This window comes from Polyangium jinanense (assembly GCF_028435365.1).
On record NZ_JAGTJJ010000033.1, the window covers coordinates 106,440 to 131,108 of the forward strand.

25 protein-coding genes and 1 pseudogene are annotated in these 24,669 nt (G+C 65.8%); 4 read left to right on the forward strand and 22 right to left on the reverse strand.

Annotated features, from left to right (window positions below; genetic code table 11):
• Window positions 1-240: 240 nt before the first annotated feature.
• The 6 genes from KEG57_RS36150 to KEG57_RS36175 form a co-directional block, all read right to left on the reverse strand.
• Window positions 241-1,335 (reverse strand): IS630 family transposase, encoded by a 1,095-nt coding sequence (locus KEG57_RS36150; protein WP_272459321.1) that lies wholly within the window; start codon window positions 1,333-1,335, stop codon window positions 241-243.
• A 345-nt stretch (window positions 1,336-1,680) separates the two neighbouring features.
• Window positions 1,681-2,385, reverse strand: coding sequence for an adenylate/guanylate cyclase domain-containing protein (locus KEG57_RS36155; RefSeq protein ID WP_272459322.1), 705 nt, complete (start codon window positions 2,383-2,385; stop codon window positions 1,681-1,683).
• 13 nt (window positions 2,386-2,398) lie between these two features.
• Entirely contained in the window at window positions 2,399-3,310 is a 912-nt protein-coding gene (locus KEG57_RS36160; protein ID WP_272459323.1) for a TIR domain-containing protein, read from the reverse strand.
• Window positions 3,311-4,126: 816 nt separating this feature from the next.
• The gene (locus KEG57_RS36165) at window positions 4,127-4,891 is read right to left on the reverse strand and encodes a hypothetical protein (RefSeq protein ID WP_272459324.1); all 765 of its coding nucleotides are present in this window, start codon (window positions 4,889-4,891) and stop codon (window positions 4,127-4,129) included.
• Between the two features lie 25 nt (window positions 4,892-4,916).
• Window positions 4,917-5,048 carry a hypothetical protein gene (locus KEG57_RS36170; RefSeq protein WP_272459326.1) on the reverse strand — a complete coding sequence of 44 codons (132 nt, stop codon included), beginning with the start codon at window positions 5,046-5,048 and terminating at the stop codon, window positions 4,917-4,919.
• Between the two features lie 556 nt (window positions 5,049-5,604).
• Window positions 5,605-5,961, reverse strand: a complete 357-nt coding sequence (locus KEG57_RS36175; RefSeq protein WP_272459327.1) for a helix-turn-helix domain-containing protein — start codon at window positions 5,959-5,961, stop codon at window positions 5,605-5,607.
• A 45-nt stretch (window positions 5,962-6,006) separates the two neighbouring features.
• On the opposite strand from KEG57_RS36175, the gene KEG57_RS36180 reads away from it, so the two are divergent.
• On the forward strand, window positions 6,007-6,765 hold the full coding sequence (locus KEG57_RS36180; RefSeq protein WP_272459328.1) for a hypothetical protein: 759 nt from the start codon (window positions 6,007-6,009) through the stop codon (window positions 6,763-6,765).
• 57 nt (window positions 6,766-6,822) lie between these two features.
• Here the strand turns inward: KEG57_RS36180 and KEG57_RS36185 are convergent, their stop codons facing one another.
• Window positions 6,823-7,554 carry a hypothetical protein gene (locus KEG57_RS36185; RefSeq protein WP_272459329.1) on the reverse strand — a complete coding sequence of 244 codons (732 nt, stop codon included), beginning with the start codon at window positions 7,552-7,554 and terminating at the stop codon, window positions 6,823-6,825.
• A gap of 338 nt (window positions 7,555-7,892) precedes the next feature.
• Between KEG57_RS36185 and KEG57_RS55820 the strand changes: the two are divergent.
• Both KEG57_RS55820 and KEG57_RS55825 read left to right on the forward strand, forming a co-directional pair.
• Window positions 7,893-8,033, forward strand: a pseudogene (locus KEG57_RS55820) (recombinase RecA); the annotation flags it as partial.
• A gap of 47 nt (window positions 8,034-8,080) precedes the next feature.
• Window positions 8,081-8,278, forward strand: coding sequence for a hypothetical protein (locus KEG57_RS55825; RefSeq protein WP_272459350.1), 198 nt, complete (start codon window positions 8,081-8,083; stop codon window positions 8,276-8,278).
• Between the two features lie 260 nt (window positions 8,279-8,538).
• On the opposite strand, the gene KEG57_RS36200 is transcribed toward KEG57_RS55825, so the two are convergent.
• The 12 genes from KEG57_RS36200 to KEG57_RS36255 all read right to left on the reverse strand — a co-directional run bounded on the left by KEG57_RS36200 (window position 8,539) and on the right by KEG57_RS36255 (window position 18,212).
• A complete protein-coding gene (locus tag KEG57_RS36200) occupies window positions 8,539-9,078 on the reverse strand; it encodes an AAA family ATPase (protein ID WP_272459330.1) in 540 nt (179 codons plus the stop codon).
• Window positions 9,075-9,632, reverse strand: coding sequence for a hypothetical protein (locus tag KEG57_RS36205; protein WP_272459331.1), 558 nt, complete (start codon window positions 9,630-9,632; stop codon window positions 9,075-9,077). Before KEG57_RS36205 ends, KEG57_RS36200 begins: the two co-directional genes overlap by 4 nt.
• A 2-nt stretch (window positions 9,633-9,634) precedes the next feature.
• Window positions 9,635-10,669: a hypothetical protein gene (locus KEG57_RS36210; RefSeq protein ID WP_272459332.1), complete on the reverse strand. Its 1,035-nt coding sequence runs from the start codon at window positions 10,667-10,669 to the stop codon at window positions 9,635-9,637.
• The gene (locus KEG57_RS36215; RefSeq protein WP_272459334.1) at window positions 10,666-11,280 is read right to left on the reverse strand and encodes a DUF4186 family protein; all 615 of its coding nucleotides are present in this window, start codon (window positions 11,278-11,280) and stop codon (window positions 10,666-10,668) included. Before KEG57_RS36215 ends, KEG57_RS36210 begins: the two co-directional genes overlap by 4 nt.
• Window positions 11,277-12,707: a helix-turn-helix transcriptional regulator gene (locus KEG57_RS36220; protein ID WP_272459335.1), complete on the reverse strand. Its 1,431-nt coding sequence runs from the start codon at window positions 12,705-12,707 to the stop codon at window positions 11,277-11,279. The genes KEG57_RS36215 and KEG57_RS36220 overlap by 4 nt, the downstream gene beginning before the upstream one ends.
• The gene (locus KEG57_RS36225; protein ID WP_272459337.1) at window positions 12,704-13,150 is read right to left on the reverse strand and encodes a DUF6932 family protein; all 447 of its coding nucleotides are present in this window, start codon (window positions 13,148-13,150) and stop codon (window positions 12,704-12,706) included. The genes KEG57_RS36220 and KEG57_RS36225 overlap by 4 nt, the downstream gene beginning before the upstream one ends.
• Window positions 13,151-13,522: 372 nt before the next feature.
• The gene (locus KEG57_RS36230; RefSeq protein ID WP_272459338.1) at window positions 13,523-13,867 is read right to left on the reverse strand and encodes a sigma factor; all 345 of its coding nucleotides are present in this window, start codon (window positions 13,865-13,867) and stop codon (window positions 13,523-13,525) included.
• 13 nt (window positions 13,868-13,880) lie between these two features.
• Complete coding sequence (locus KEG57_RS36235; protein ID WP_272459339.1) at window positions 13,881-14,150, reverse strand: helix-turn-helix domain-containing protein; 270 nt, start codon at window positions 14,148-14,150, stop codon at window positions 13,881-13,883.
• Window positions 14,151-14,159: 9 nt separating this feature from the next.
• Window positions 14,160-14,681 carry a hypothetical protein gene (locus KEG57_RS36240; protein WP_272459340.1) on the reverse strand — a complete coding sequence of 174 codons (522 nt, stop codon included), beginning with the start codon at window positions 14,679-14,681 and terminating at the stop codon, window positions 14,160-14,162.
• On the reverse strand, window positions 14,678-15,418 hold the full coding sequence (locus KEG57_RS36245) for a hypothetical protein (RefSeq protein WP_272459341.1): 741 nt from the start codon (window positions 15,416-15,418) through the stop codon (window positions 14,678-14,680). The genes KEG57_RS36240 and KEG57_RS36245 overlap by 4 nt, the downstream gene beginning before the upstream one ends.
• Window positions 15,419-15,836: 418 nt before the next feature.
• Window positions 15,837-17,078, reverse strand: a complete 1,242-nt coding sequence (locus KEG57_RS36250) for a sigma-70 family RNA polymerase sigma factor (RefSeq protein WP_272459342.1) — start codon at window positions 17,076-17,078, stop codon at window positions 15,837-15,839.
• 69 nt (window positions 17,079-17,147) lie between these two features.
• Window positions 17,148-18,212: a hypothetical protein gene (locus KEG57_RS36255; protein ID WP_272459343.1), complete on the reverse strand. Its 1,065-nt coding sequence runs from the start codon at window positions 18,210-18,212 to the stop codon at window positions 17,148-17,150.
• Window positions 18,213-18,364: 152 nt separating this feature from the next.
• Between KEG57_RS36255 and KEG57_RS36260 the strand changes: the two genes are divergently transcribed.
• Entirely contained in the window at window positions 18,365-19,552 is a 1,188-nt protein-coding gene (locus tag KEG57_RS36260) for a hypothetical protein (protein ID WP_272459344.1), read from the forward strand.
• A gap of 23 nt (window positions 19,553-19,575) precedes the next feature.
• On the opposite strand, the gene KEG57_RS36265 is transcribed toward KEG57_RS36260, so the two are convergent.
• From KEG57_RS36265 to KEG57_RS55830, 3 genes are all read right to left on the reverse strand, one after another.
• A complete protein-coding gene (locus KEG57_RS36265) occupies window positions 19,576-20,418 on the reverse strand; it encodes a hypothetical protein (RefSeq protein ID WP_272459345.1) in 843 nt (280 codons plus the stop codon).
• A 101-nt stretch (window positions 20,419-20,519) separates the two neighbouring features.
• Window positions 20,520-21,221 (reverse strand): hypothetical protein, encoded by a 702-nt coding sequence (locus KEG57_RS36270; RefSeq protein ID WP_272459346.1) that lies wholly within the window; start codon window positions 21,219-21,221, stop codon window positions 20,520-20,522.
• The gene (locus KEG57_RS55830) at window positions 21,218-24,634 is read right to left on the reverse strand and encodes an RHS repeat-associated core domain-containing protein (RefSeq protein ID WP_272459347.1); all 3,417 of its coding nucleotides are present in this window, start codon (window positions 24,632-24,634) and stop codon (window positions 21,218-21,220) included. Before KEG57_RS55830 ends, KEG57_RS36270 begins: the two co-directional genes overlap by 4 nt.
• Window positions 24,635-24,669: the final 35 nt, after the last annotated feature.

The window sequence follows — 24,669 nt, forward strand, 5'->3', positions numbered from 1 at the left end:
GGCGAGATGTTCCGATTGTCATGTCCGTCCAGGTCTGGAGGTGGGGTCGCTGCCCTCATCCGCGGCAGCCTCCCGTGCTCCATGCGCGGAGATCCCCTCCGGCAAGGGGGATCGACTTCAGGCACGGCTGCGGCGGCGTCGCCGGCTCCTTGCTGGCGCGGCGCTTCCAGGTATGGGATGCACCACCATCCTGCCCTGGAGCAGGCCGGGCCGCACGATCGCGACCTCGACGACGACGTTCTAGTGTCCTGAGTTAGAAATCCGTTCACAAGCAGCCGCTACCCGTTCGAGGATCTCGTCTGCCGACTTGGTCCACACGAAGGCCTTGCCGGCGGTGTTGTGCGCCTCGATGTGGGCGATGATGGCCTCTTCGAGCTCGCGGACGCTGCGATGTACGCCGCGGCGGAGCTGCTTCTCGGTCAGCTCGGCGAAGAATCGCTCGACGAGGTTCAGCCACGAGGCGCCTGTGGGCGTGAAGTGCAGGTGGAAGCGTGGATGCTTGAGCAACCACCGCTGCACGGGCTGCGTTTTGTGCGTGCCGTAGTTGTCGAGGATGAGGTGGACCTCTTGTTCCCTCGGGACCTTGCGCTCGATCGTCCTCAGGAACGCGAGAAACTCCTGCGTTCGGTGCCTGCGATGCAGTTGGCCGATCACCCTGCCGGACTTCACGTCCAGCGCTGCGAACAGCGACGTCGTCCCGTGCCTCTCGTAATCGTAGGTGCGCCGCTCGGCCTGGCCTGGCCGCATCGGCAAGAGCGGCTGCGTCCGATCGAGCGCCTGGATCTGAGATTTTTCGTCGACCGACAGCACGAGCGCGTGCTCCGGGGGGCTCACGTAAAGCCCGACGACATCGCGAACCTTCTCGACGAAGTGTGGGTCGGTCGAGAGCTTGAACGTCTCGCTGCGGTGCGGCTGCAGCGCAAAGGCTCGCCAAATTCGCGCGATCGCCGTCTGGCTCATCCCCAGCGCCTTGGCCAGCGAGCGCGTCGTCCAATGGGTGGCATTGTGGGGCTTCGTCTCGAGCGTCCTCGTCACGACGCGCTCGACCTGCTCGTCGGTGATCGTGCGAGGAGCCCCGGACCGAGGAGCATCGCTCAACCCCTGTAGCCGATGCCGGAGAAACCGGCCTCGCCACTTGCTCACCGTTTGTCGCGAGACGCCGTTCGACGCGGCAACCTCGCCGTTGCTCTTGCCGTCCGCGCAGTCCAGAACGATGCGCGCACGGTCCGCCAACGCCTGCGGAGACTTGGGCCGGCGGGCCCAGCGCTCCAGGGTCGCGCGTTCTTCAGCAGTTAAGACGAGGGGGTCGAGTGGGCGGCCAGTTCGATGTCGCATGTTCCCACTCGCCTCCATGTGTTGAGGGAGGGGATCGTCCAAAAATTGTTCGCGTTCTTCTAACTCAGGACACTAGAACTCCTTCGGCGTTGACCAAGGAGGTCAGAGGGGCACGGCGCACGTGCTAACACCCTGCTTTGAGCAGGACCAGCTTGAACCCTCGAGTGCGGCGGCGATGAGGTTCAGCCGGCGGCGCTCGGCCTTACGGCCGCCAGGGGCCTCGTTGCCGGCTTGACGTTCGCCTCGGGGCTTGGTGTCGCCGTGCGGATGCAGGAGACGCTCGGCGCATCGCGCTGAGTTTCAGAGCCGCTTGTAGCCCGACGTCCCGCTGAACCAAAGCCGTTGCTACAACCCCCAATGCCACGAGGATCGATATACCGTCAGGTTACGCACGGATTGCGGATTCGACTCCCACATCGACGACTTGCCGTCAGAACTCGTCTTGACGGTGTTGTCTGCCGCCGCGTAGACGTCGTTCGTGATATAGGTGGCATAGTTCCCCTCTCGCAGGGAGCAGAGCTTTGCGGCGATATTCGCTGCACGTCCTACCCACACGAGATCGTTCGCCCCACGAATCCCAGTTCGCGCTACGAACAGCGGGCTCATGTCGATACCCACGGCCTGCTTTATGGCGAAGTCGGCGGGCAGCTTGGGATACTGCTCGCGAACCTTCGGGTTTAGGATTTTCACGACAGCGTGGTTGATCGCCAGCGCGGCACGGCAAGCTCTCGTAGCCATCCCGTCGCCCAGGAATACCGCCATCACGCGGTCACCATCGAAGGCCGTGATCTCACCGCCTTTCTCGCGAATGATACGACACGCGCAGTTCAGATAGCACTTGTAGACCTCTGCGACAAACCCGGGCGTCTGGAGCATGACGAGCCCAGTCGAATCCGCGAGGTCGGCATACAGAACGGTGCCGTTGAGTTTTACGGCATCGTTTGCCAGCTTGAGTTCGGGCGTATCGGGGACTTTGTTGCCGTCGCGAGTCTGCCACTGTTCTTTGAGGATCTTTACAACCTCGGCCGTGAGGTCGTCCGTGAATGCCATTGTGGTTCCTTTCTCATTTGCACCGCAGACGGGACACAATCGAACGCAATTCATTGACCGCTGGCGCCACGCGCGATGGAAGATCGGCCTCCGAGCCCGGGACAATCTCAAGTGCCTTCACCCCGAGGAGGTCCGAGGGCAGCTTGATGTCACGCTCGTCTCGCAGCCGGACCATGAACGTGCGGTCGCGCCCGAGGGCCCCCATGAGCAGCCCGAGCTCGAAAACGACGTTGTCGCGCGGCATCGGGTTCCGGGATCCACGCGACTCCACCACGTCATCCGCGGTGACGACGAGAAGCCCGAAGTCCAGCGAATGGAGCTGTGCGGCAAGCGACTCGATAGGGGTCTGGCCGGCACCGAAGACACCATCGGTCCACAGCCGCGTGGTCCACGGGTCGTGTTGGCATGCAGCCTGGATAGCGCGTGCGAGAGACAACCGCTCGACGGTCGAGCCGACGAAGACGACAGGTCTCTCGTTCGACGGTTTGACCAGCTCGCCGCGCTCCCGGAGCCTTTTGCCAAGGTCGACCGAGAGCCTGCGCCACAGGGCGGGGTGGCGGTCGGCAATCGCAGTGAAGGACGGCTCGTCGATCCATGCGACCACAGTCTCCTCGATCACGCGGATCGTTGCGCTGCGTTTGACGGAGGGGTCGATCATGCCCATCTCACCGACGTGCTGACCGGCGCGACGCCTGGCGACCTCGCGGCCGTTGATCTCGACTCCCGCCACTCCCGCGAGGATGAGACACAGGTCGGTGTCCGTGTTCCCCTGGGTGATGACGGCTTCGCCTGGCTCGTACCTCTTGAGCGTCACGCAGCCGGCAACCTCGCTGGCGACCTGCGTATCGTGCGCGACCACCGACTGCTCGCGTAGCGCCTCCTCAAGGCGGCGACGACCTTGTTCCCCCGTGAATCTGCTCAGCATCGTGATGCCCTTCGGTGACCGAGCGCGCGGTTCTCACCGACGCGTCGGCCAGTGGGAGCGGAGGATAGCAACCAGACGGCGCGGCGGGATCAACGTGGGACGTTTTCTTCGTCGCTCGCTGACGCATCGCGGCTCTGTCCACCCACCCCGTTCAGGCGGAGCACGAGGTGCGATGCACGACGCCCAGACGTCGATCCGCTGAACGTCCTCTCCTGCAAGCCGTGGGAAGAACGGGAGTGCGCCCCCGTTCCGCGAGCACGTCCCCCTGCCCTGGCAACATCGACGACGACCATCGCCATCGCGTCGGCAGAACAACTACGCCTCGTGGCGCCAACGTACTGCGGGATGACGGAGGCCGTGATCGTTGGAACGAGCTGGCCGGTGCTCCGCGTGCCGAGCAGGGCCCTCGACCGAGCCTCAACGCGCTCGACGACGCCATCCTCCGCGCCGTCTCTTCTTCGGGGCCTCCGCCCGACGAGCCACCTCGGGCACGTGACTCCAGGTCTTGCCCTCATCGATGTTGCGGATCGACTTCGCGTCGACGCCGAAGCTGAGCCCGATCAACCTCGGGGGCACGCCTTGATCGAGCAGGGCGCAGATCTGCTTGACCTGCTCCTCGGTGAGCCGAGCGCGCGGGTTTGCCAGCCGGGATGACGAAGTTCTTGAGGATGCGCCGCCTGGTGGATTCCGCAGAACAGCGGAGGTGAGGCGCTTGGCCAGCCTGCGAGGAGGCAGTACCTGGGCACCGAGCATCTGGACCGCGCCTCGCCTCCGGCAGGGGCAAAGCCCCGGGGCATCGGCGGCGGGGACACGCTGTTAGCGCTTCACCGCCTCAAACTCGAGCACCGTGAGGTACGGAACAATCCGAGCCTGCACGCCCAGTGCTTCGCGAGCGGCTGCGAGCAGTCCCAACACATCCCTCGCACTGAGGTGCCGCAGCTCGCGTGCCCATTCCTCTGGCGAGAGCGCGCGGCCGGGAACTGGCTCGCTGCACCACAGCGGCGCGGCGTTCTCGCTCTGGAACTCGATGAAGTGCCGCTCGCCGGGCTGCCACCGCGCGCGCGCCTGAACAACTTTGTCGTCGACCGGGACAATCCGAAGCTGGCTCAGGTCCGGCGTGTCGTAGATCGCCCCCGCATCGAAGATCATCCCGCAGGCGTAGCTGACATCCGCCCGCTGAATGTTCGCGAGCCTGATGAGCGTGTCATGCTGCGAGATCCCGGTGGTGGGACTGGGCACCAGATCAATCTCGACGCGGAGGTGCTCTCCTTGGATCGAGGGGTCGGTGAACTTCGTGGAGCGCTGCATCTGCTGGACGCGCTTGAACTGCATGAAGTATCCCACGAAGAACTTAGGGACCGACGTGCTTCGGGTACTGATCGCATCACGGAGTGCCTTCTCGAACTCAGCGTCGGTGCCCGAGTGTCGGACCCAGCCCTGGTCGAACCCGACGTAAGTTTCTCCGTTGGGGCTCGGTTTCCAGAGACGCAGGAACCGGGCTCCGTACACGCTCGCGAACAGCTCTGCGAGCGCGCGAGCGAAGTGCATCTCCAAGAAAGCCTCGGTCACGACGTCTGCCATCGTCGATGCAGGTTACTACATCGGGCTATCCCGACACCCGCACGCCGATCTCGCCCGTCGTCGGCTTGCCCTCCTGGCGCTCGCGCTGGCACGCGAGGGCCACCGCCGAGAACTTGTCGGCGTGGCCGCGCGCGTTGCGCTCGGTGTTGCTGCTCATGTTGCGCGAAGGGGCACGCGACGCTTGATGGCGTGGACCTCCACGACGAGGTCGCGGTCGCGCGGGAGCGTCACGTCTTGGCGTTGCAGCAGGATCCTCAAGTTCATGGCCCAGCGCTCCTTCGCCTCGTTGGTGAAGTTCTCGCCGACAACCGTTCACGCGCTTCTTCGACGCGCTCGATCGCCGGTCCGCCGAGAGGAACAGGCGATGCTGAGGAACACCGCCGTTCACGCGCGTCTTCGACGCGCGCGATCGCCGCATGCGGCCAATCCTCGGTTCATCATGGCGCGCGAGCTGAGGGATCGGCGCAGCTCACGGCCAGAGCGCGCCCCATACGTTGGCGTCGGAGTTCGAGTCCTCCCTGGCGGGAGGCGAAGAAAAGTCGTCGCGCGTCGTCGCGAGGCGAAGAGAAGTCGTCGCGCGCCCCCGAGCCGCATCCATGCTCCGGCCAGTGGGTGAGGCTGGCCGTCCCTCGGCCTTCCCGTCCGCGGCAACCACCTTCGTCATGCAGGTGGGTTGCCGACCCGGCTCCCGCTAGGCCCGCCCCAGGCCCGGCTCACCCGCTCCGCCGCCGTCCCCGCGTCACAGCACGCAAGAGGCGGAGGACGGCATCCTGGACGTCCTCGGACGCGCCCTGGAAGAGCCGTGCTGCCTCGATGGCAGCCGGGTCGAGGTCGTGGACGCCTCCCACGAGCTCCCCCGGCGGCACCCCCAGGCCCTTCGCGAGCGCGAGGATGCTCGACAGCGAGGGGTCACGCCGGCCGGTCTCGATGCCCCCGATGTAGTTCGGCGTGAGCCCGGCACGCTCCGCGAGCTGCTCCAGGGTCAGGCCCAGCGCCTCTCGCCGCCGCCGCACTTCCTTGCCGAAGTCCACGGCGCCGAAGGTCGCGGGGATGGCGCTCCGGGTGAACACACGATGGTGTTGACAACAAACACGATCGTATATCTTGGCACGACGATGTTTCGGCTCTCCACTCCCACGATCGTGCCCTCTGCGGCGTCAACGATCCTGCCCCTCGCGTTCATGCTGGCGAGCAGCGTGCTCCTGGCTGGATGTTCTCGCGACGCATCGAGCATCGTTCGCGACTACCTGAAGCAGGACAGTTGCCTCGACCGCGCCAAGTTCATCCTCGACCCCGAGGCGAACCGCGCCGCGCTCGCGGAGCACTACAAGGACCAGAAGGACTGCAAGAAGGCGTTCGAGTCGATCGAGGCCGACAACTGCGCGAAGGTGAAGGAGGGCGACTACTGCAGCGTCGAGGTCGTCTTCGGGAAGAACAAGCGGGACTACTACCACTTCAAGAAGACGGCAGAGGGCCTCAAGCTCGACTGGCGATCCTCGGTCGGATACAACCCCGTCTCGCTGCCGTTCTTCCGGACGCAACGGCTGAAGGGGACCTACCTCTTCCGCGTCTGGGCGAAGCTCACCGACTACTACAACTTCGACTACAACGAGACGGAGCAGACCCACCAGTCCATCGAGCTACGCGACCCAGACGGCGCGGCCATCACGGGCTACATCCGCCGCGACGCGCCCACCGCAGCGGCATTGTTGGATGTGCTCAAGGACGGCAAGGAGCACGGGGTGATGGTCGAGCTCCGGTACCCGCCGGAGTCGAAAGACAGCAGCGTCGTGGGCATCGAGCGGTTCGTCGCCGAGCGCTGGCGGCAGAGGCCGGAGGAGTTCGAGGCGCGCCCCGCGCCCGCTCCGCGCTGATCCCTGCAGGGAAGGGCCCTTCCAGCCGAGTGACAACGGCAGGCTGAACCTAGGCTTTCAAGCCTGCATCATGGTAGCCCTCACGCGCCGCAAGAGCAGCGTCGGCCGACCCCACGGGATCGGCAACGGCATCGCCGTCCGGCATACGAGGTGCAACGTCATGCCCCCGTGATCGACCGCGGACGCCTGCACGATTTCGCTGTCCCCACCATCCCTCGCTTCGCAAGAACTCAGCTCGAGCGAGCCCGCACGATGCGCGGCGCGAAGGCGCCCCTTGAACGCCCGAAGGCCGAGTCCCGTCGCTTCACCGCGTTCATCGAGCTCCCGGAACAGCTCCACGATGAGCGCGTCGTGCGAGCCTTCATTGACCAAGGTCTGCACCCGGGCGGCAAAAGCGTCGAGCGGAAGCGTGATCAAACGCGGGCGCCCTTCGCGGCGCTTTTCATCATCGTGGACCTTGCGCGTGAAGTCTTTGGCTGCGGCGTAAGCCTTGGGAGAGAGCGTTGCGACGACGTCGTCGAGCGCGGAGAAGATGTTCCGACGCGACCATCGCTGCACGAGATGAAACGTGATTCGTCGGGAAAGAACCGCCGATGCGGCGACCACCAAGGGGTTCACGTCCTCGGCGCGCTGGCACGTGGCGAGTTCGAGGAGCCCGCGGTTGTACGCTTGGAGCAGCCGCGCCTTGAACGCCGACAGCGTCGGGCAGGACGGGACATCGTCACGCTCGCGGAGCAGGCGGAAGAGCGGTGCGATGAACACGCCGTCGTCATGTATCCCTTCGGTCATGCGGCGAGCCGCTGACTCCACGCCCGAGGCGAACGCGCGAAGGGATGCGTTTACGAGCCCAGGCGCACGCCGACGCTCAGCGTCCAGGCTGGCACGGGCGAAGAGCAGGACCGCGGCCGCGCCGTCCCGCGAGAGGACGTCGAACGCGTCAGGTCCCGTTCTGAGCCGTCTTCGCGAGGGCGGAGGCGGGGGCTCGAAAGACGCGGAAGGCGGACGAACAGAGGACATCGTGGTCCTCGATCGCATGTTCCCGGGCAAACCGCAAGAGAGGACAAACCCTGTCGCTCGTCTCGTCGACCCTGCTCATCTGCATCAACTAGCTCCGGCATAAGATCGGGATGACGTTAGGCAACCCCGAGACAACGACGGGCAGCAACGCCCTCAAGTTCTACATGAGCGTGCGTTTAGACGTCCGCCGCGCCGGGGCGTTGAAGATTGGCGATGGTGTGGTCGGCGCGAAGACCCGTGTGAAGGTGGTGAACAACAAGTGCGCGCCGCCGTTCCGCGAGGCGGAGTTCGACATCCGGTGGGGGAAGGGATCGACATCTCGGGTGACCTCCTCGACATCGCTGTCGCCCAAGCCGTCGTCCAGAAGACCGGCGCGTACTTGTCTTTCCGGGGGGAGACGCTCGGTCAGGACTGGAAGAAGGCGCGCGAGGCGATCAAGGAGCCGCTCGGAGCGGCGATTCGGACTGCCATCGAGCACTCTCCGGCCGCGGAGTAGCTGAGGGGCCTGTGCGGACGCCTGTGCGTCATCACGCGGGCAAGAACAAGTAGAGATCAGCGCGTCGTCGGAGTCGCCGAGGCAACTCGCAGGACTTCTGACGCGCGCCCAGCCCCTCTCGGAGAGTTCATGTTCACGGAGAAGCAGCCGGGGCCAATCGGGTCGCTCTCGTGGGCTGTTCGGCTCTGAAGAGTCAGAAGCCTGATCCTCCCCGTTGGAGACGGAGCTACTAGCTTGCTCGAGCGAGGCCGTTTGACAACTTACAGCCGAAGAAACGCCACCGCGTCCGCGACTATCGTGGGGATCGGTGCCGTCGCATCGATCACCAGGTCCGCGCGCGCGCGAAGTCGTCCGTCGTGAACCTGCCGCTCCGTGGAGTGTGCGGCGAGCTGATCGAAGCGAGCGGCGTCGTCGGTCGCTCGGGACTCTGCGCGCTCTCTGCGCGTCTCGTCGTCAACGTCGAGGAACAGCAGTGCGAACCGCCGCGGCGCTACAACGCGCTGGATCACGTCCGCGATCTCGACGTGGCGAACCCCGTCCACGATCACGTGCGCGGAATGGTCTGCACGAGCGAGAACGCGGCAGACGAACTCCTCGTCGCCGAGGTCACGCTTAAGCTGCTCGCCGAGCTGCTGGAGAACGTCGCGAGATTCGACGTGGAGGCTCCTGCTGGAGGCCTGCTCCCGAACGTAGTCCCCGAAACCAGTAGTTGCCGCGCCGGTCTTGGCAGAGAGCGCTTGGATGAAAGCGGTCTTGCCGGCCGCGATGCCACCCGAGATGCCGATGACGAGCGGTGTCATCCGAACAAGTTGAGCTGATGCGAGCGCGCCCGCAAGACCACCCAGCCCCTGCGGTCTGTTTTCGGACAGTCGAGCGGTGTCGGTAACGTCGCGACTGGACCGAGGCGGATGAGGGTCGCGTAGCGAGCGCTCTCGCGGCTCTCCCAGAAGCCGGGCACATCGTCTCGAAGATCCCGCCCGAAGCGATCGCGCAACTCGGCGCGTGTGGACGGTGTGAGCGCCCCGTAGCACCACACCTCCGTCGCCAGGGTGGCGGCGACGATGGGCCCCGAAACTTCCTTGAGAAGCAGCAGATCTCCCTCGTGCACCGCGCGGAACGGCGGAACCTTCACCATCGAGAAGCGCGACTCGATCCGCTTGCTCCCGTCGAGGATGAACCCGAGGAACGGCTCGAGAACTACAGCGAGATGGACGGCGTGACCTCTTCCCGGCGCGAGCGCGTCACTCAGCACGGGGACGCGGCGAAGTTGCGACGCGATCTTGTCGGCGGTGGCCGAGTACCAGGTGCCGAGGTCCACCGCGTATGGGTATCCCGGCAGCGGGCTCTGGGGCAACCCTATCGAGGGCGCATCGGGACGTCGACGATCGACGTGGCTCGGAGGTCGGAGCTGAACCGTGCCTCCAGCTGGCGGTTCCAAGCCTCTACGGCACGCTGCTGGTTCACCATGGCGCGGTTGTACAGCTCGGTCCGCGACTCGGGAAAGCTCGCCAGCCGCTTCTTCACGACTCCCCAAGCTCCGATCTTGAGCGGCACGGTTCGTAGGGGAAGGTTCTCGTGGATAGCCTGGAGACGGTCGACAAAGCGCGCCATCGCATCGTCGATCCCGGTGCCGTTCGGCGTCGTGAGAGTGACGTACCCGTAGAGGTCCATCCCCGTCGAGAGCAAGCGGCCGAACAAATCGAACTGGCGCGAAAACAGCGTGGGGTCCGCTTCGGTGTTGAAGGCGAACGAGGCGTCGTCGAAGCCCTTGAAGCAGGCGACGCGGCCGTAGGCGGGGAAGGTCGCGACCAGCTCCTGCTGGGCGTTCGACAAGTACCGCCAAAAGTAGTCGTTGCTCAAGTTGTCGTCCGACCAGAGAAAGACCTTGCCGCCGAGATTGCGGGCACGGAGAGCCTCCATCGTCCACGGTACCCACTCTGGGACGAGGTCGGGCTGACCGCCGGTGAGGTCGATCATCCTCCGCCGGGTTGCTTCGGGCTCCCGCAAGTAGAGGTCGACGAGATCCTCCGCACGTAGCCAGGCTCCCGTGTCCTCGACAGCGTCGAGAAGCCGGAACGGGACGAAGCAGTACCAGCACCGCCAGTTGCACGCTGCGTTCTGAAAAACCTGTGCATCGAGCGTGTCTTCGTCGCGAAGCCCGAGCGCGCGACTCGCCGGATCGATCGGCAGCGGGTTGCGCGGCCAGTCGCTCCCGTGATCGCGCACGAAGTGACGGATGCGGCCGAACCCGTCGCAGTTTGCGGGCTCCTTCAGATCCGCCGCCTGCTCGCTCGCGCCGATGCGCGCGATTAGGAGTTGACGCTCATTCACCTTCACGGCGCGGGCTCGCAGGCGCGCCGAGAACGCATCGGTGTCGATCGTGCCGCTCACGAGGCGCTCACCGTCACCGCGCGGCGCCTCGGGGGGACCTTCTTGGGCTCATCTGCGAGCGTCGGCAGGCGCTCTCCGATGTAGAGCATGATCAGCTCGACGAAGTAGTCGATCTCGGCCGGCTCCAGCTCGCGATCAGCGGGGATCGCGTGCCAGTACTCGATGCACTTTCGACAGCAGGCGGCCACTGCATGCTGCGCATGGTAAAGCACGTTTCCGCTGAATGGAGTTTGGCGCCCCTCTCGCGGGTGCTGCGGACGTCCGACCGAGCTCTCCACGCGCTTCCGCGCCGCGTCGCGCATCCCCAGCCTTCCCTTCCGGGTCGCGTGGTTCAACTCGCCCTCATTGAACGTGCTGTGCCAGAACACGTGCCGAATCAGCTCGTTCCTGAGCGCCTCGAACGTGTAGGCCGCGTCTTGGAGGTCGCGAGCGTTTACGCGATCCCAAGCAATCAAATCGACGTTGCAATCGCGGCACGGGCCCCCGCGGCGCGGGAAACCGCTTCGCTTGCGTTCCTTCTGGAGGAAGCAGTGGAGCCCGTTCTCGCAGTCCGTGCTTGTACACGTAACGCCGAGCGGTTGGAGGTCATCGTCGTCTTCGGGTGCTGTCATTCCGGCGCCTCCTGGAGTGCGTTCATGAGCAGTTCACGGTCAAGCCGGTCGAGCTGTGACCAGTCGAGGCGCTGAACCAGGAAATCGCGGACGATGCGCCACGGCTCCCCATCGCGCTCCTGTAGATTGGCGGCCGGCCCCCACCAATTGATCCGATCCATCGCAAGCCGCCAGGCAAGGTAATTCGCCAGCGCTCCGGTCGATACGCCGTGCGCCTTCGCGATTCGCGGCACCACGCCTTTAAGGCGCTCGGCTTTCTTTCCGGCTGCCGCGACGCACTCCTTTGCCAGAGCCTCAGCGCGCCCGTCGAGTTGCACGTCACCCGCGAACTTCGTCGCTTGCTTTTCCTCCGGAGCGAGGCGGCGTTCGACAGGCATCGACTCGTCGTCGAGCCACGTGAACTCGTGCTTTTCTGGATCAGACGCGGCGTGACGGGCCTCGTGCAGGAGGTCGTGCAACCATCGCGCCTCGGACGTCGTTCGCTGCTTGAGTACGATCACGTTGCGCCCGTCGAACCGCCAGCATGCGCCGTGGTAGCCTCCTCTCTCCGAGAGAGGAACGACCGGCACGCCGAGATCCCAGAGCGTCGCCACCGCCGTCGCGAGATCGATCTTCCCCGAGCGCCCGAGCATGAGCGTGCGGAAGCCAGCGGCATCGCGCGGGATGGTTTGTGGCTGCAATTGAGGCGTCGCGCGGAGCACCAGCTTCGCGATATACGCGCCGAACGCCGCCAGGAAGAGCGTTCGCCCTTGGTCGGCGCTGGAGTAGACCTTGAACATCGCAGCCTGTGCTAGGCGCGATGGCTTGAGCGTCTCCTTGCCCGCGAGGATCTCGGTCGGCGTCCAGCCGAAGATGCGTTGCGCCGCGCTCGTCGCTCGGAGCACCGGCGCGGCCTCATCTTCTTCCTCGTTGCGTTCGCCGAGGAGCACTCGCCGAACGAAGTCGCGATCAACGCCTGCATCGTCGAGACGACGCATCAAGGCTCGTTCGCTCACCTCTGTCGACGACAAGAACACGTCCTCGCGGATCTTGATCCCCACCGCCTTCGCGACATCGACGAGGCGAGAGAAGCTCGTGGTGGCGTACTCGGTCGCCTCGTACCGCTGCACCTGCTGCTCCGGAACTCCGAGCCGCTCGGCGAGATCGCGCTGTGTGAGACCTGCCGCGATGCGGCCTTCGATGAGGGCGCGCGGCAACTCGTCGAGCGACGACAGTTCAATGACCCCGCGTCGGCCATCGCGCAGGGCCTCGTAGTCGGCGATCTGCACCTGCAGTTCGGTGAGTTGGCTTCGCACCGCGTCCGACTGCGCCTTGCGGATCTTCGGATGCACCTTGCTCTCGGTGTCCGCATCAAGCGCGGCGAGGGCCTTCTCGAAGTCGGCAGCCTGAGCCTTGGTGATCCGGTACTCCCGGTCGTTCCTGATCATGGCGTCCACTCCGTGAGGTCGATGCAGAGGATCCCTTTGGGCGCTCCCGTTTCCTTCTGCTTTTGGAAGAACCGTAGGAACGGCGATCCGCTCGCGTCGGCGCGCGCCGACGCCGGGAACATCTCCCCGCCGAAGATCGCCTTCTGCACGGCTCGGTTGTCGTCGAACATCAGCAGCGCCGGGTGGAGTTTGTCGGGATCGACCTCGTCCTCCTCCCAGCAGCCGTCGAAGTCTCCCGGCCCTTGCTTCGCGGTCACGAAGCTCCCGTCGATGTACGCACGACGGCAGCCTGCCTCCTTGAGCGATGCGAGTGCCTTTTCCAGTCCGGCGAGCAGCTTGCGGCGGCGCCCACTGTGGCCGTACCGAGCACGAATCTCGGGCCACGTCGCGACATGCACACCAGGCGGAAGGACGCCCTGCTTGTCGAACTTCGGGATCGGCACAACACAACAATAGCGTTGTGTTACACTGAACGCAAGCACAGCGGCGCGACGGCCTCGTCGCGGGAGAGGCTGCGGCAGTCCTGCCCGGGCATCTCGATGTCACTCAGCAGGACGTCGGGCCGCTGGCGCTTGAGCGAGGCGAGCGCCTTGTCGGCGGAGTTGGGAGTTGACTGAGTGCGAGGTCCTCAGCCTCGCGCGCCTTGAGGCCGCCGCCGCACTTCGGGCACATCCGGTTCGCGTCGTGGAGGGCGTGGTCGACATCGCCCGCGACGGCTTCGGTTGCTCCGTCGGCACGTGCCCAGCTTCGTGATGCCAAGCCACGCGGCGAGCTCCGTGAGGGACTCGCCCTCGAGCGTGTGATGCCGGAGGAGTTCAAGGTCTTCGCAGGCGAGCTCGCGCAGCGCGGTCCGAACGAGGTAGCAGAGCGCGATGTGCCCCCTCGGGATCCTCGGGCTCGGCAACCGCAGCCTCGATCGCATCGGGCCGGAACCCCTCGTACTTGTGCCGGTACACGCGGTGGAAGTTCGCGGCCAGCTTCCTCGCTGCGTCGAGGAGCCAGCGTCTCGCGCTGTCGTTGTCCTGCGGGATCTTCGCCTGTCTTTGCAAGGCGATGACGAAGACGTCCTGGAGCAAGTCCTCGAGCGCAGGCCCCTCGATCCCCAGGCGGCGCAGCCTGGCGAGGATCGCGTCGGCGTGCGCCTTGTACAGGGTCTCCACCGAAGGCATCGCCCTACCCGCGATGGGCGCCGCGCGCGCGACGGGGGCTTTCGCCAGGGAACCGGACGAGCGTCTCCAGCTTCATCCCGAGGCCCCGCGCGATCTTGTCGGCGGTGCTCACGTTGATCACCGTGCGGCCATGCTCGACGCTCGAGAGGTGCCCCTTCGTCACGCCGCTCGCGGCGGAGAGCTGGTCGAGCGACATGTTCTTCTTGAGGCGTAGGTCCCTGATGCGGGCGCCGAGCTTGATTGCCAGGGGATCCGGGGTTGCGCGGCGAGGCATGTGGCCCCTTCATCTCGCTGACGCAGGGCAAGCGCAGAAGTAGAGCAAGCCCCGCTTCGGATCGTGGATGCCCGCGGCGCGTTCGACGAAGGGCGCGAGTAGCGGAGCAGCGACGAGCCGGACGCGCCCTTCGTGCTCCGTGTGTAGTAGAGCCGCCTCGAACGCCGCGCGTGGAACTTGAACAAGGGCCCCGCGGAGGATCGGCAGCGGCACGCCCTGCGTGTTCTTGTAGGCCGGATGAAGCCGGCCCATCACCGCGAGAATCTCGCTCACGACTGCCGGATCTGGAGCTGCATCACGCGCGGCGAGGGTGCGCTGCGCGAACAGCAGGACGTCAGCGAGCTCGGGGATGCGGAGCTGGCGGAGGACATCGTTCACCTCCTCGGCCGGCGTGCGATGACGCCGTCGAGGCTCGGCAGGTGGGGGCGCAGGCGGGCAAGGTCGGATCGTCGAGCGCGGGTTTGTCGAGATGGGCGCGGCCTGCGCATCGGCGCCGCCCGGCGTACGTGTGGTGACGCGCTCCCCGCTCAAGACGCTCTCCTCGCTTGTTCAACGAGAGCGACGCGCTCGAGCAGCCCTCGTGTCGGATGTTCGATCCCGGCAGCGACTTGTCGTGTCCCAGAGATCGGACCCGCGGGACGGAGTACAACCTGGCCTTGCTTTTCGAGATGAAGGAGCGCTTGGTCCACTGCGGATCGTGCGATCCCGAGGAGCTTGCCCCGCAGCACAGCAAGGCCGACCGCCCCGTCTTCGTCGGAGCGCATGTACATGAGCGCGTAGATGATCTGCGCCTCGACGCGCCCCTCCGGCCCTGCGAGCCTAGCGGCGACGATGTGCTCGATGAGCTTCGCCGTCGCATCCAGCTCGTGCGGCTCGAAGCTCCAGAGCAGCGTGTGCACCTCGTCGACAACGGCGCGCCGTCCTGGGGAGAGAGGCGAGACGAGCGTGGGGACGGGCCTGCGCGCCGCCTTGTGCGCGGACACGTGCACGTGCGATGTCGACGCAGAGGCCGCCGGACGCGCAGGTTCAGGGGCCGGCGCCGGAGCAGCGACAACCGCTGCTACAGGGCGGCGCCGCCAGCAGGACAAGACGCCGATCAGCACACGCCACCATGAGGGCCTCACCCGGATCGACATCGCGGGAGCGGGAGGCGCGGGCGCAGCCGGCCGCACGAAGAACGCCGTGGGGGCGTTGTCGTTCTCTTCGTGGCTCGCAGCCGGGCGCGCCATCACGCGCGTGGCAGCTTCGTCTTCTTCCTCGTCGGCCATGTACCCCTCCGAGCGCACGAATGCCGTCTGCGACCTGAAAAAGCCGCGAAGCCGCTCCTCGTCGGCTCTGCGACGTCGACTCGGGAGACGCCGCGGACGGCTGGAATGACGAACAGAGCGATGATCGCCCGGAGGCGGGCGCGGAACCTGGGCTAGCGAATGCGAGCTGTATCCCGCGACCTCCTTCGAGCGAATATCACCATCCCCAGGCGACCGCGGTGGTATGCCTCGACGAACGCACCCCATGCGCGCCCTGCACCGCGGCCGTCTGCGGATGATGATGATTCGCGAGGACAAACGCCGCCGCAGGCCGGCGCTCATGGCCGGGCACAGAAGCCGCATGTCCCTTACTTTCTAAACACGAGCCGACACTGGCGACCCGTCCAAGGAAAGTGCACGCCCCCGTGCAAGAGGCGGGTCAGGGCGAAGTGCCGCTCTTCTGATCGTTCTGCCGCAGGCCCTCGAGCGCCGCGGCGATGTACTTGTTCCGGACCGCCGCGTGCTGACTGTCCCGGTAGTCCCGTTCATGCTGTCGCAGCGTGGAGAGCGCCTCGGCGAACTGTCCGCGCGAGAGCATCTCCCGAGCTTGTTCGAGGTTTGTCGTCTCCGGGTCGTTGAGGGGCACGGCGGCGGGCGAGGGGCGCGGGGGCGCGACGACAACCACGGTCGCACTCGGGCCTGGGGTGGGCGGGGGCGCGACGGCAGAGGCGCTCTCTCCACGCCCGCTCTCGTCGATCACGACGGAGAGCACCATCGGCACCACATGCCGCGCGGCAGGTGACTCGTCGCGGGGCCAGAGCGCGACCGCGCCACCCCCGCCCAAGGCGCCGAGACCGACCAGGAAGAGCGGGTGCTTGATGAGCTCGAGCACCGCCTTCACCGTGGCGCGAGCAGCAGGCCCGGAGCCCGTGGGCGCGACCGCTTGGATGAGCCGCTTGCCCGAAGCCGGCGGTTCGGAGGGCGGCGACGGGTTCGGCGCCAAGGCGGGAGGAAGTACCTCGTGGAAACCGAGCTCGCCGGCGACGCCACGCCAGACCTCGCGCCGTGCATTCTCGATGAAGTCGGGCGTGAGGTCCTCGGGCCGGAAGACGGTGTCCAGGCCGAAGGGCAGCAGCATGAACGGCGTGAAATCCCGGCCGAACAGCTTCTTCACCCTGCGCCGGAAGACGTCCTTGGCCTCGACGAGCCTGGCCTGCGCGGTATTGCGCGAGACCCCGAGCGCCGCGGCGATCTTCGGTAGCGACTCCCCGTTGAACTCGGCCCTGACGAGTACGTCGACGAGCTGCGCGTCCATGGTCTGAAGCACGCGTTTGACGACCTGATCGAGCTCATGATGCTCGAAGCGCTCGTGCGGGTTTTCGTCGCTGGGCACGTCCACGCCGACGTCTGCTTCGGGCGTCTCGAAGCGGTGGCGGTAGAGACGGTAGTGCTCCGCCGCCTGATGTTTGCAGATCATCTCAAGCCAGTCCTCGACTCCCGCGGATGGGACCTTGTCGAAGTTCTTGTAGACCTTCACGAAGACGAGCTGCGCGAGGTCGTCGACATCCGCCTGGCGCACGCCCATCCGCGCCAGGATCCCGAGAACGGTCAGGAGGTGCGCCGTGTAGAAGCGGAGAAAGGCGTCGCTGGCGTGATGCAGGAACGGGAGGAGGAGGCGCACGAGTACAAACACGCGCCGAGATGGGCGCCCCGTCCAATAAATCGTACGGCTTTCTGCTCGAAGGCTACTTCACCGGATGTCGAAGGGAACAACCAGGCCGACCCGGATCGCGCCGGTGAGGCGAGGAGAGCGCCAGAGTTCCTCGCCGTCGACGATAAACACACGCTGACGCGCCACGTAGGCGATGTCCCCGTGTAGCTGGAGGCCCAAGAAGCGAGCCAGCCGGAGCTCTCCGCCGACCCGCGCGCCGAGGTCAACTACGAAGGCATCATCGTTGATGATCTTGATTCTCGGGGCGTCGAGCGACAGCAGTGCCACGTCGCCAAAGACGCATACGCGGGCGAAAACGCGGGGAGCGAGGAGCTCATGGCGCCCGCATGCCAGGGCGGCCAGGCCCGCGCGTTCAGCCTCCACGTCGAGCTTCGTCGGCAGGGCCCAGGCGTGATCGTACTGCCCTTCGACACCGATGGAGATCCGCTTCCACCGCCCCTCGACGCCCGCCGCGAGGCTCAAGGCGGTTTCGGGCGTACTCCACCACGCTGCCCCCATGTTCGCGTAGACGGCAAGCTGCGGCAGCCCTGCTGAGCGCGCCGGGACCTTCGGCGCCGAGGGGCGTGCGGCAGGTTGAAGCAGCTCGACGCGAGCGGGAGCCGGGGGCGTAGCGGCTGACGGAGGCGCGGAGGGCGCAGGCGGCGCAGACGAGCTCGACGCCGCGGGTGCCGCGGACGGGATGGTCAGTGGGTCGATGATGTCGCGCAAGTAGAAGACGGCTCGATCAGCGAGCTGATCGCATCGCCAAGATTCCGCCTGCGTGACGTGGTTGGCGACGACCTTCCCGTTCTCGTCGCGGGCCTCGATGTGCGCCTCGATCCGCTGCGGCGTGAGCACCAACTTCACGGAGATGGAGCGCGGCGCGTCGTCGGTGAAGGGATCGTGGCCCTTGAGCTTCGTGGCGAGGGCGGCCTTGATGTAGCTCTTGTCCGGGCAGTTCTTCGGGGCGTCAGGACCGGGGGCGTAGTCGAGGCGCCACGGCAGCACCTCGGGCGACTGCGCCGTCGCCTCCGAGGTGCCACAGAGCAGGGCCGCGATGAGCAAGAAGCGCGCCCTGAAAGGGCGTGAAGAGGCGTCCCGCATGACCTGAGAGAGCAGGTTTGTCCCCGGCGCAGAGCATGCCCGTGGGGCGCGTGGGGCGCAAGCGTTGGTGGCACACGACAGTGCACAGCGTCGGTTTGTCCCTCGGGTCCGAACGTTGACGGTGCCCGGATTCGAGGACTAGCCTTTACGGCGTGCGTGCGTTCAGGACCTTCGCCTCGTACCTCGGCACGTTGATCGCCTTCGGGCTCGCTGCCTGCGACGCAGAGAGCTGCGTCGCGGTAACCGAGGGCTACACCATCTGTTACAACGATGCCGACGAAGAGGTCCCGTGCTGTGGCCCGCCGGGGGAGAAGTACGCGTGCCCGCCCGATGCAGGCGATGATGCCGACGTGGATGCCGGCGATGATGTCGACGCGGGCGACGATGACGGAGGTCCAGAAGCGGGCTCGTCGTCTGGGTGCCCCGATCATGCGCAGTGCGTGTCACCTGGCGGCGGCGGGTTCGACCACTTCCCTTCGTTCGTGTGGATGGGGCAGGAGACCGATCAACCGCCCGCTCCACTCGCCGACGTGGCCTGGGAGAGTTGGGTCGATGTCGTGTTCGCCGAACCCGTTTGTCCTGTCTGCTCTTGCGCGGCGCCGCCGCAGGGCTGCCTCTTGCCGGGCTCGTGGGATGCCAACTCGACCGCTTGCCAAGACTTTTCGTCCCCGTACGTCACGCCGTTTGACCCTCCGGTCGGATGGGACGGGTCCTGCACGTCATCAACCAAGATCCCCGCGGGTGCCGTGTGCGACGGCATGCCATGCGTTCGGTCGTTGGTGGTTGAGCCGCCCGTCGTCGCGCCGTGCGTGCCTGAGCCGGCGATGCCGCCGGAGGGCCTGCCCTTGCCGCCGCCTACACGCACGAAGGTGATCGAGTACGTGTCGGCGAGCCTTGGAACCTGTGGAGGGTTCCAGGTGTGCATCCCGAAGACTCCCCCTGGGTTCCGGCTCTGCCTCGTCGCGCATGGGCTCGAGGCTGGCCTGGCATGCCCAGAGGCGTGGTCGGATCGGCATACCGGCTGGATAGAAGTGGAGGACAAGAGGTCCTGCTCGGCGTGTAGTTGCGGTGCGCCGCAAGACGGCTTCTGCGAGGTGCGGGTCAAGGCGTACGCCGACGAGGCATGTGGGAACGAACGAGGGAGTCTCGTCCTCCCGTCGACCGAGGGGCCGAAGTGCGTCGACCTGACGAGTGGAACCGCCCTCGAAAGCCAGACTGCCGAGGTCCTTTCCGCTCAGGCTGGCACGTGCGTGCCCAGCGGGGGCGAGATTATCGGCGAGCCCTGGACCGCGGCGCCAGTGACATTCTGCTGCGTCCCTGAATTGGTGCCGCCACCATGACGGCGCTCGACATCAACTGCCTATCAATTGCAGATACCATTGACGCACGACTCTGACGCGCAGTCCTCGTTTTGTGTGCAGGGCTGGTTGTACTTCAACGCGCACCGTCCCTTGCCATCACACATGTAATTGCCTGCGCATACAATCGTAGGGTCGGGAGCGTTTTTGCCGTCGCCGGTCCCATATGCCCGAGGAACACATTCGCCGTAGGGAAAACCGCAATCGTAACAAAGGGGGCACGGTTTAGCGCAGCAGACGCCGGCTTCGCACGCGCCACTCGCGCACTCGGCGTTCGTCTCGCAGAATGGTCCGAAGCAGATCGGACAGCGCCCACCGGAGTTGCTGCAGTCGATGCCGGTCTCGTCTCCGTTCTGGATCCCGTCGTCACACCGAGCGCACAGGCCATCCCAGCAGTACCCACCCGGGCAGTCCGCGTCCACGTTGCACGTCCCCGGGCAGAGAGGACACGACCCGCCGCAGTCGACGTCGGTCTCGTCCCCGTTCTTCACGCCGTCGTCGCACCGCGAGCACACGTTCCCGGACTCGCAGGTATGCCCCGGCTTGCAGTCCGCGTCCTGCAGGCACCCGATGCACGTGCCCGCGCCGTCGCACACGCCGGGGCACTTGTCCGGGCCTGGGCAGGAATCCATCATGCAGCGGAAGCCCACGCGTTCGTTGAAGCTGTGGCAGGTGCCGTCGCAGATCCAGCCCGTGCAGGCGGGCGGCCTGCCGCACTCAACCCCTGTCGTACACGGGCAGCCCTCACCGCCGCCGTCGCAGGAAGCGCTGCTGCATGAAGGCAAGATCCCGAGGCCGGCGAGAAGTAGTGCGAGGGAGATCGCCGCGACGACGTGACGAAGGTTCATTCGGGCCTCCTTGGCCGCCCTTATTCTAACGCCAGGGCCAATGCGCCGATCAGCTCCGCGTGCGCCTCCGATGCGACGTCAGACACACCGGTGCGCCGCTCCTATTCGTTCATACGTTTGCACAGCAGTTCTGGCCCAGCCAGGCGTTCGGCTGAAGGTTTGTCGCAGTCCGTCACACGCTCTGCGGTTGGATCCTTCAAGCTGTACGCCTTGTCGAAGACCGTCATCCTCAATCCGTCGCACCGACTATCGACCATAACCGTCATTTCCGCTAGTGGGCCTTGTTTGACTGTCGCGCAGCGTTCAACGCCCGGTTCCGGCCACGCATTGGCCGTTAAGCCGATCGTGTTGCACGTAAGGCGCTTTTTGCTGACGGGTTCATCGTTCAGGTCGAAGAAGAAAAATGCACCTGGACCGCTCTGCGGGAAGGCGATGCCGAGGAGTCCAATCTCGTCAGCCCACGCCGTGCCGCAAACTGCCGGGCGAGTCGGTTCGTCACACGATAGCGCTTTCCCTGTAACCAGGTCACGCGGCGCATGCCTCGTCCGGATGACGAGGTGGATCCTTTCCGCGACGAGCGCGCACACATCAGCATCGACATTTCTTGCGGTTGAAGAAGTTTCGCCACCGTTCATTGATTCGGCGCCTGCAATGGTGCTGGCACCGGTCGTCGTTGGCGACGGCGGAGTTGTGCTGCCGGGAGGCCCGACGCTACCGCATAGTCGTGCGTTGCAGGCAAGCAGAGTAAAGGCCGTGCACGCAAACGGCGCTATAAACCATGGACGCAGTTGTTCCGACGTCATCGGGGTACCGACTGCTTCCGCGCGGTGATGCGTTCGATGAAACCCTTGCGCACGCCTTGGTTGTAGTCTTTCGCGATGTCCCGCGCCAAATCGTCCACCTCCCTGTTTCGTCCCTCGTACACTGCTTCGAGAAACATCCGAATCTCCCCGATTCGCCGTACAATCAATCCCCGGGATACCGTGGCCTTCTGACCAGTCTCCACGCCGCCCGGCCCCTCGGATGTCGCGATATTGCCAAACATCTGCTCCGCGATCTCTACACGACTCGCACCCGCATTGAGCTTCTCGATGATGACCTTGCTCCGGAACAGGGCCCCGTTAAACGCAAGACTGGCAAGCGCATCTGCCTCGTGTTGCGCTAGCGGCACCTTGAGCATACGAGCCAGCACTGTGAGCTGGGCATTCAGGTCTGAACGAAGCATCACCTCCGCGCGTGGGTCGCCTTTCTTGATCGTCGCCCCCTTTCCGTAGATTTTCTCCAGCCGCTCCAAATCGCGCTCTGTCGATATTTTGTGCCCCCACGCCACGGTGGCGTGCAACGCGATAGGGTTATCGTGCCATTGCTCTTGGTTTTTGACCCAGTCGACAAGCTTCTCGCTTACTTTCAATTCGGCAACGGGCTTTCTCTCTGGCGCCGGCTTCGGTTGTGGCGTCACCGTGGGCGGTGATTCTGGCTCTGGCGGGGATGGAGGCGGCGGGGGAGATGACCGCGCCATCTGCTGCGCCCGATGCTCCGCCTGCACATCAGCGGGCGTCCGCGGAGGACGTACCATTGTCTGCTTGACAAGCGCCTGGCGCCCATCCGGATCTACAAAGCGGAGGGGGTTATTTCGGCCATACGCATACAGATTCGGGCCATCCACCATCCCCGTCGGGTCTGCGCTCGTCCACCGCCCGAGCCACGGCGCGTAGTACCTCGCCCCGTGGTAGTAGAGCCCAGTCTCCTCGTCCCGCTCCTTGCCCGTATACCGATACCGCTTCGCGCTCACCTCCACGCCGCTCGCCGCCGCGTGGAAGGCCGTCGTCCCGAAAGGGTAGTATTCCTCGTAGGAGATGACCAAGCCGGCCTCGTCGAGCTCCAGCGCGGCCGATCCGAGGTGGTTGCCGAGCTGGTAGCGCACGCGCGACGACACCACGAGGTTCGGCACCGAGGTGTCCACGGTCTTCGTCTCGGCCAGGACGACGCGCTGAGCCCCGTCCATCACGTGGAGCGTCTCGCGCTCGAGGACCAGGGAGCCGGCCTCGCGCCTCCGGTAGACCTCGAAGCTACCGAGGTAGATCCGCTCCTCGACGATGCCGTTGTGCTCCCAGACCTTCCGGACGCGCTGCCCAACGGCGTCGTACGTGAAGTACACCTTGCCGCCGCCGCCCTTGTTGACCTCGCGCTTCTGGTCCTTGAAGTCCCACCCGATGCTCGGCAGGTGCGACATCGAGGTCATGTTCCCGTGGGCGTCGTGGTTGTACTTCGCCGAGAAGTCCCCGTCCGCGTCACCAGGTAGGCTTGTGCGGAGCAGCCGGTTGTTCTCTGGCGCGACGTCGTAGCGGCGCGTCCAGCTCCCCGAGAGGCCCACGACCTCGTGGATCATCTTCTCGATGTTGCCGACCGCGTCGTACTTGTAGCGCTCGGTGTAGTTCCGGAGCGCCTGCGGATCGTTCGGATGCGGCACGTTGAGCAGCGGGAAGCCGCCCTCGTCCTGCTGGATGTCCGCGTTCTGGCCCGCGTGCTCGCGGCCGGTCGCCTCGAGCAGCCTGTACAAGGCGTCGTACTCGTACTTCCAGACCGGCTCGACAGGCCCGTTGTTGAAGAGCGGCTTCTGCGCGTGATCCGCGATCTCAACGATATTGCCGACGGGGTCGTAGATGTAGCGAAGGTCTTGTAGCAGCGCCCCGTCCGACGGCCTGATCGTCTTGATCCGCGTCAGCCGGAACGTGAGCGGGTCGTAGCTGTACTCGGTGACGACGTCGTTTCCGTAGACGATCTTCTCTCGCTGCCCCTTCGCGTCGTAATCGATGTTATCGACGAACGTCGACCAGTTGATCGCCCCCCGCAGCCGCACTTCTACCTGCTCGAGCAGGCTGGCTTCGTTGTACTTCGGCCTAACCTCGCTCTGGTCCGGCGTGGTGAGGCTCGTCGGCCTGTTGAGCGCGTCGTATTGTGCCTTCTGGACGAGCGTCTCCGCCTCGAGCACCGGCGAGGCCGACCAGTCGATGTCGCCCTTGTAGTTCTTGGCGAGCTGCCTTTGCACCTCGAGCGGGTTGCCCTTGAAGTCGTAGGCCACGTGCGTGACGAGGCCGGCGCCGTCCCTGGCCTGGTAGACCCTCCCGCGCAGGTTCGCGGCCTGCGCGTTCGGCTGCCCTTCGCCGTAGCTCGTCTTCTCCGCCAGGATCTCCGCGCCCGCATCCTTCTGCACCCAGAGCTCCGTGCGCCGGTGAAGAGCATCGTAGACCGAGCGGACGACATGCCCGCGGCTGTCCCAGCTCCGGATCGGGTTGCCGAGCACGTCGAAGAAGGTCCACCGCTCGCCCGCGTCGATGCTCTTCTGGCTGAGCGGCCGGCTCAGCATGTCGAAGAGCTGCGTCACCGCCGTGTTGCCTCGGGCGTCGATGACGGCGAGCGGGTTGCCCTCGATGTCGAGCGTCGTCGTGGTCGTGTACTTCCCCGAGGCCCCGTTGTCTTCGACCTTCACGACCGGCCGGCCCAAGACATCCAGGAGAAGCGCCGCGGGGGTGCCGGCGTGCTTGGCGGCGAGCAGGGCGGCGCGCTGCTCCTGGGCCGGCGGTGAGGGTGAGGCGCCAGCCTGCCGGTCCGCGTACCACGCGCTCTCCAGAACCGTGTCGTTCTCGTCCCAGCGTGTCTCCCTCCAGGGCGTGAACTCCACGCGGGAGAACGTGCCGTTCGGCAGGTCAGTCCTGATGAGGCGCCCGAGGGGGTCGTACCGGAGGATGGGCGTCACGCCCCACTCGACGAGCTCCTTCTCGTTCTCGTACTCGTGCGTCGCGCTGAAGAAGGGCTCGTACTTCTTGACCGCGTTGCCCTTGTTGTCGAACACGGTGCGTCCCGTCCCCACCCAGCGGACGGTCGTGTTCTCAAGGACGAGCTGCCCCTGCGCAGCCTTGACCAGGATGCCGTTCTGGTCCCGCTTCGGCGCGGGCCCGGCCTCGGCGCGGACCTTCTTCATGACCTCGCGCCCGAGCCCGTCGAGGTACGTGTAGCTGTGCTGCCAGGGCGTGGCGAGATCCCCGTGCCGCTCCCGCGCCGCGGCGTGGACGACGTTCGGCTTCTTGTCCTTCCACCACCGCTCGAGGTCGTACTCGAACGTAGTGGTCGGCTCCGCGAGCGTGTCCCCTTCTGCCGCGCCGACCTTGCCCATGACCGCCGTGGCCACGACCAGCCCGAGCTCGTCGAGCTGCACCGCGGTGCGATTCTTGTTCGGGTCGGTGACCAGGA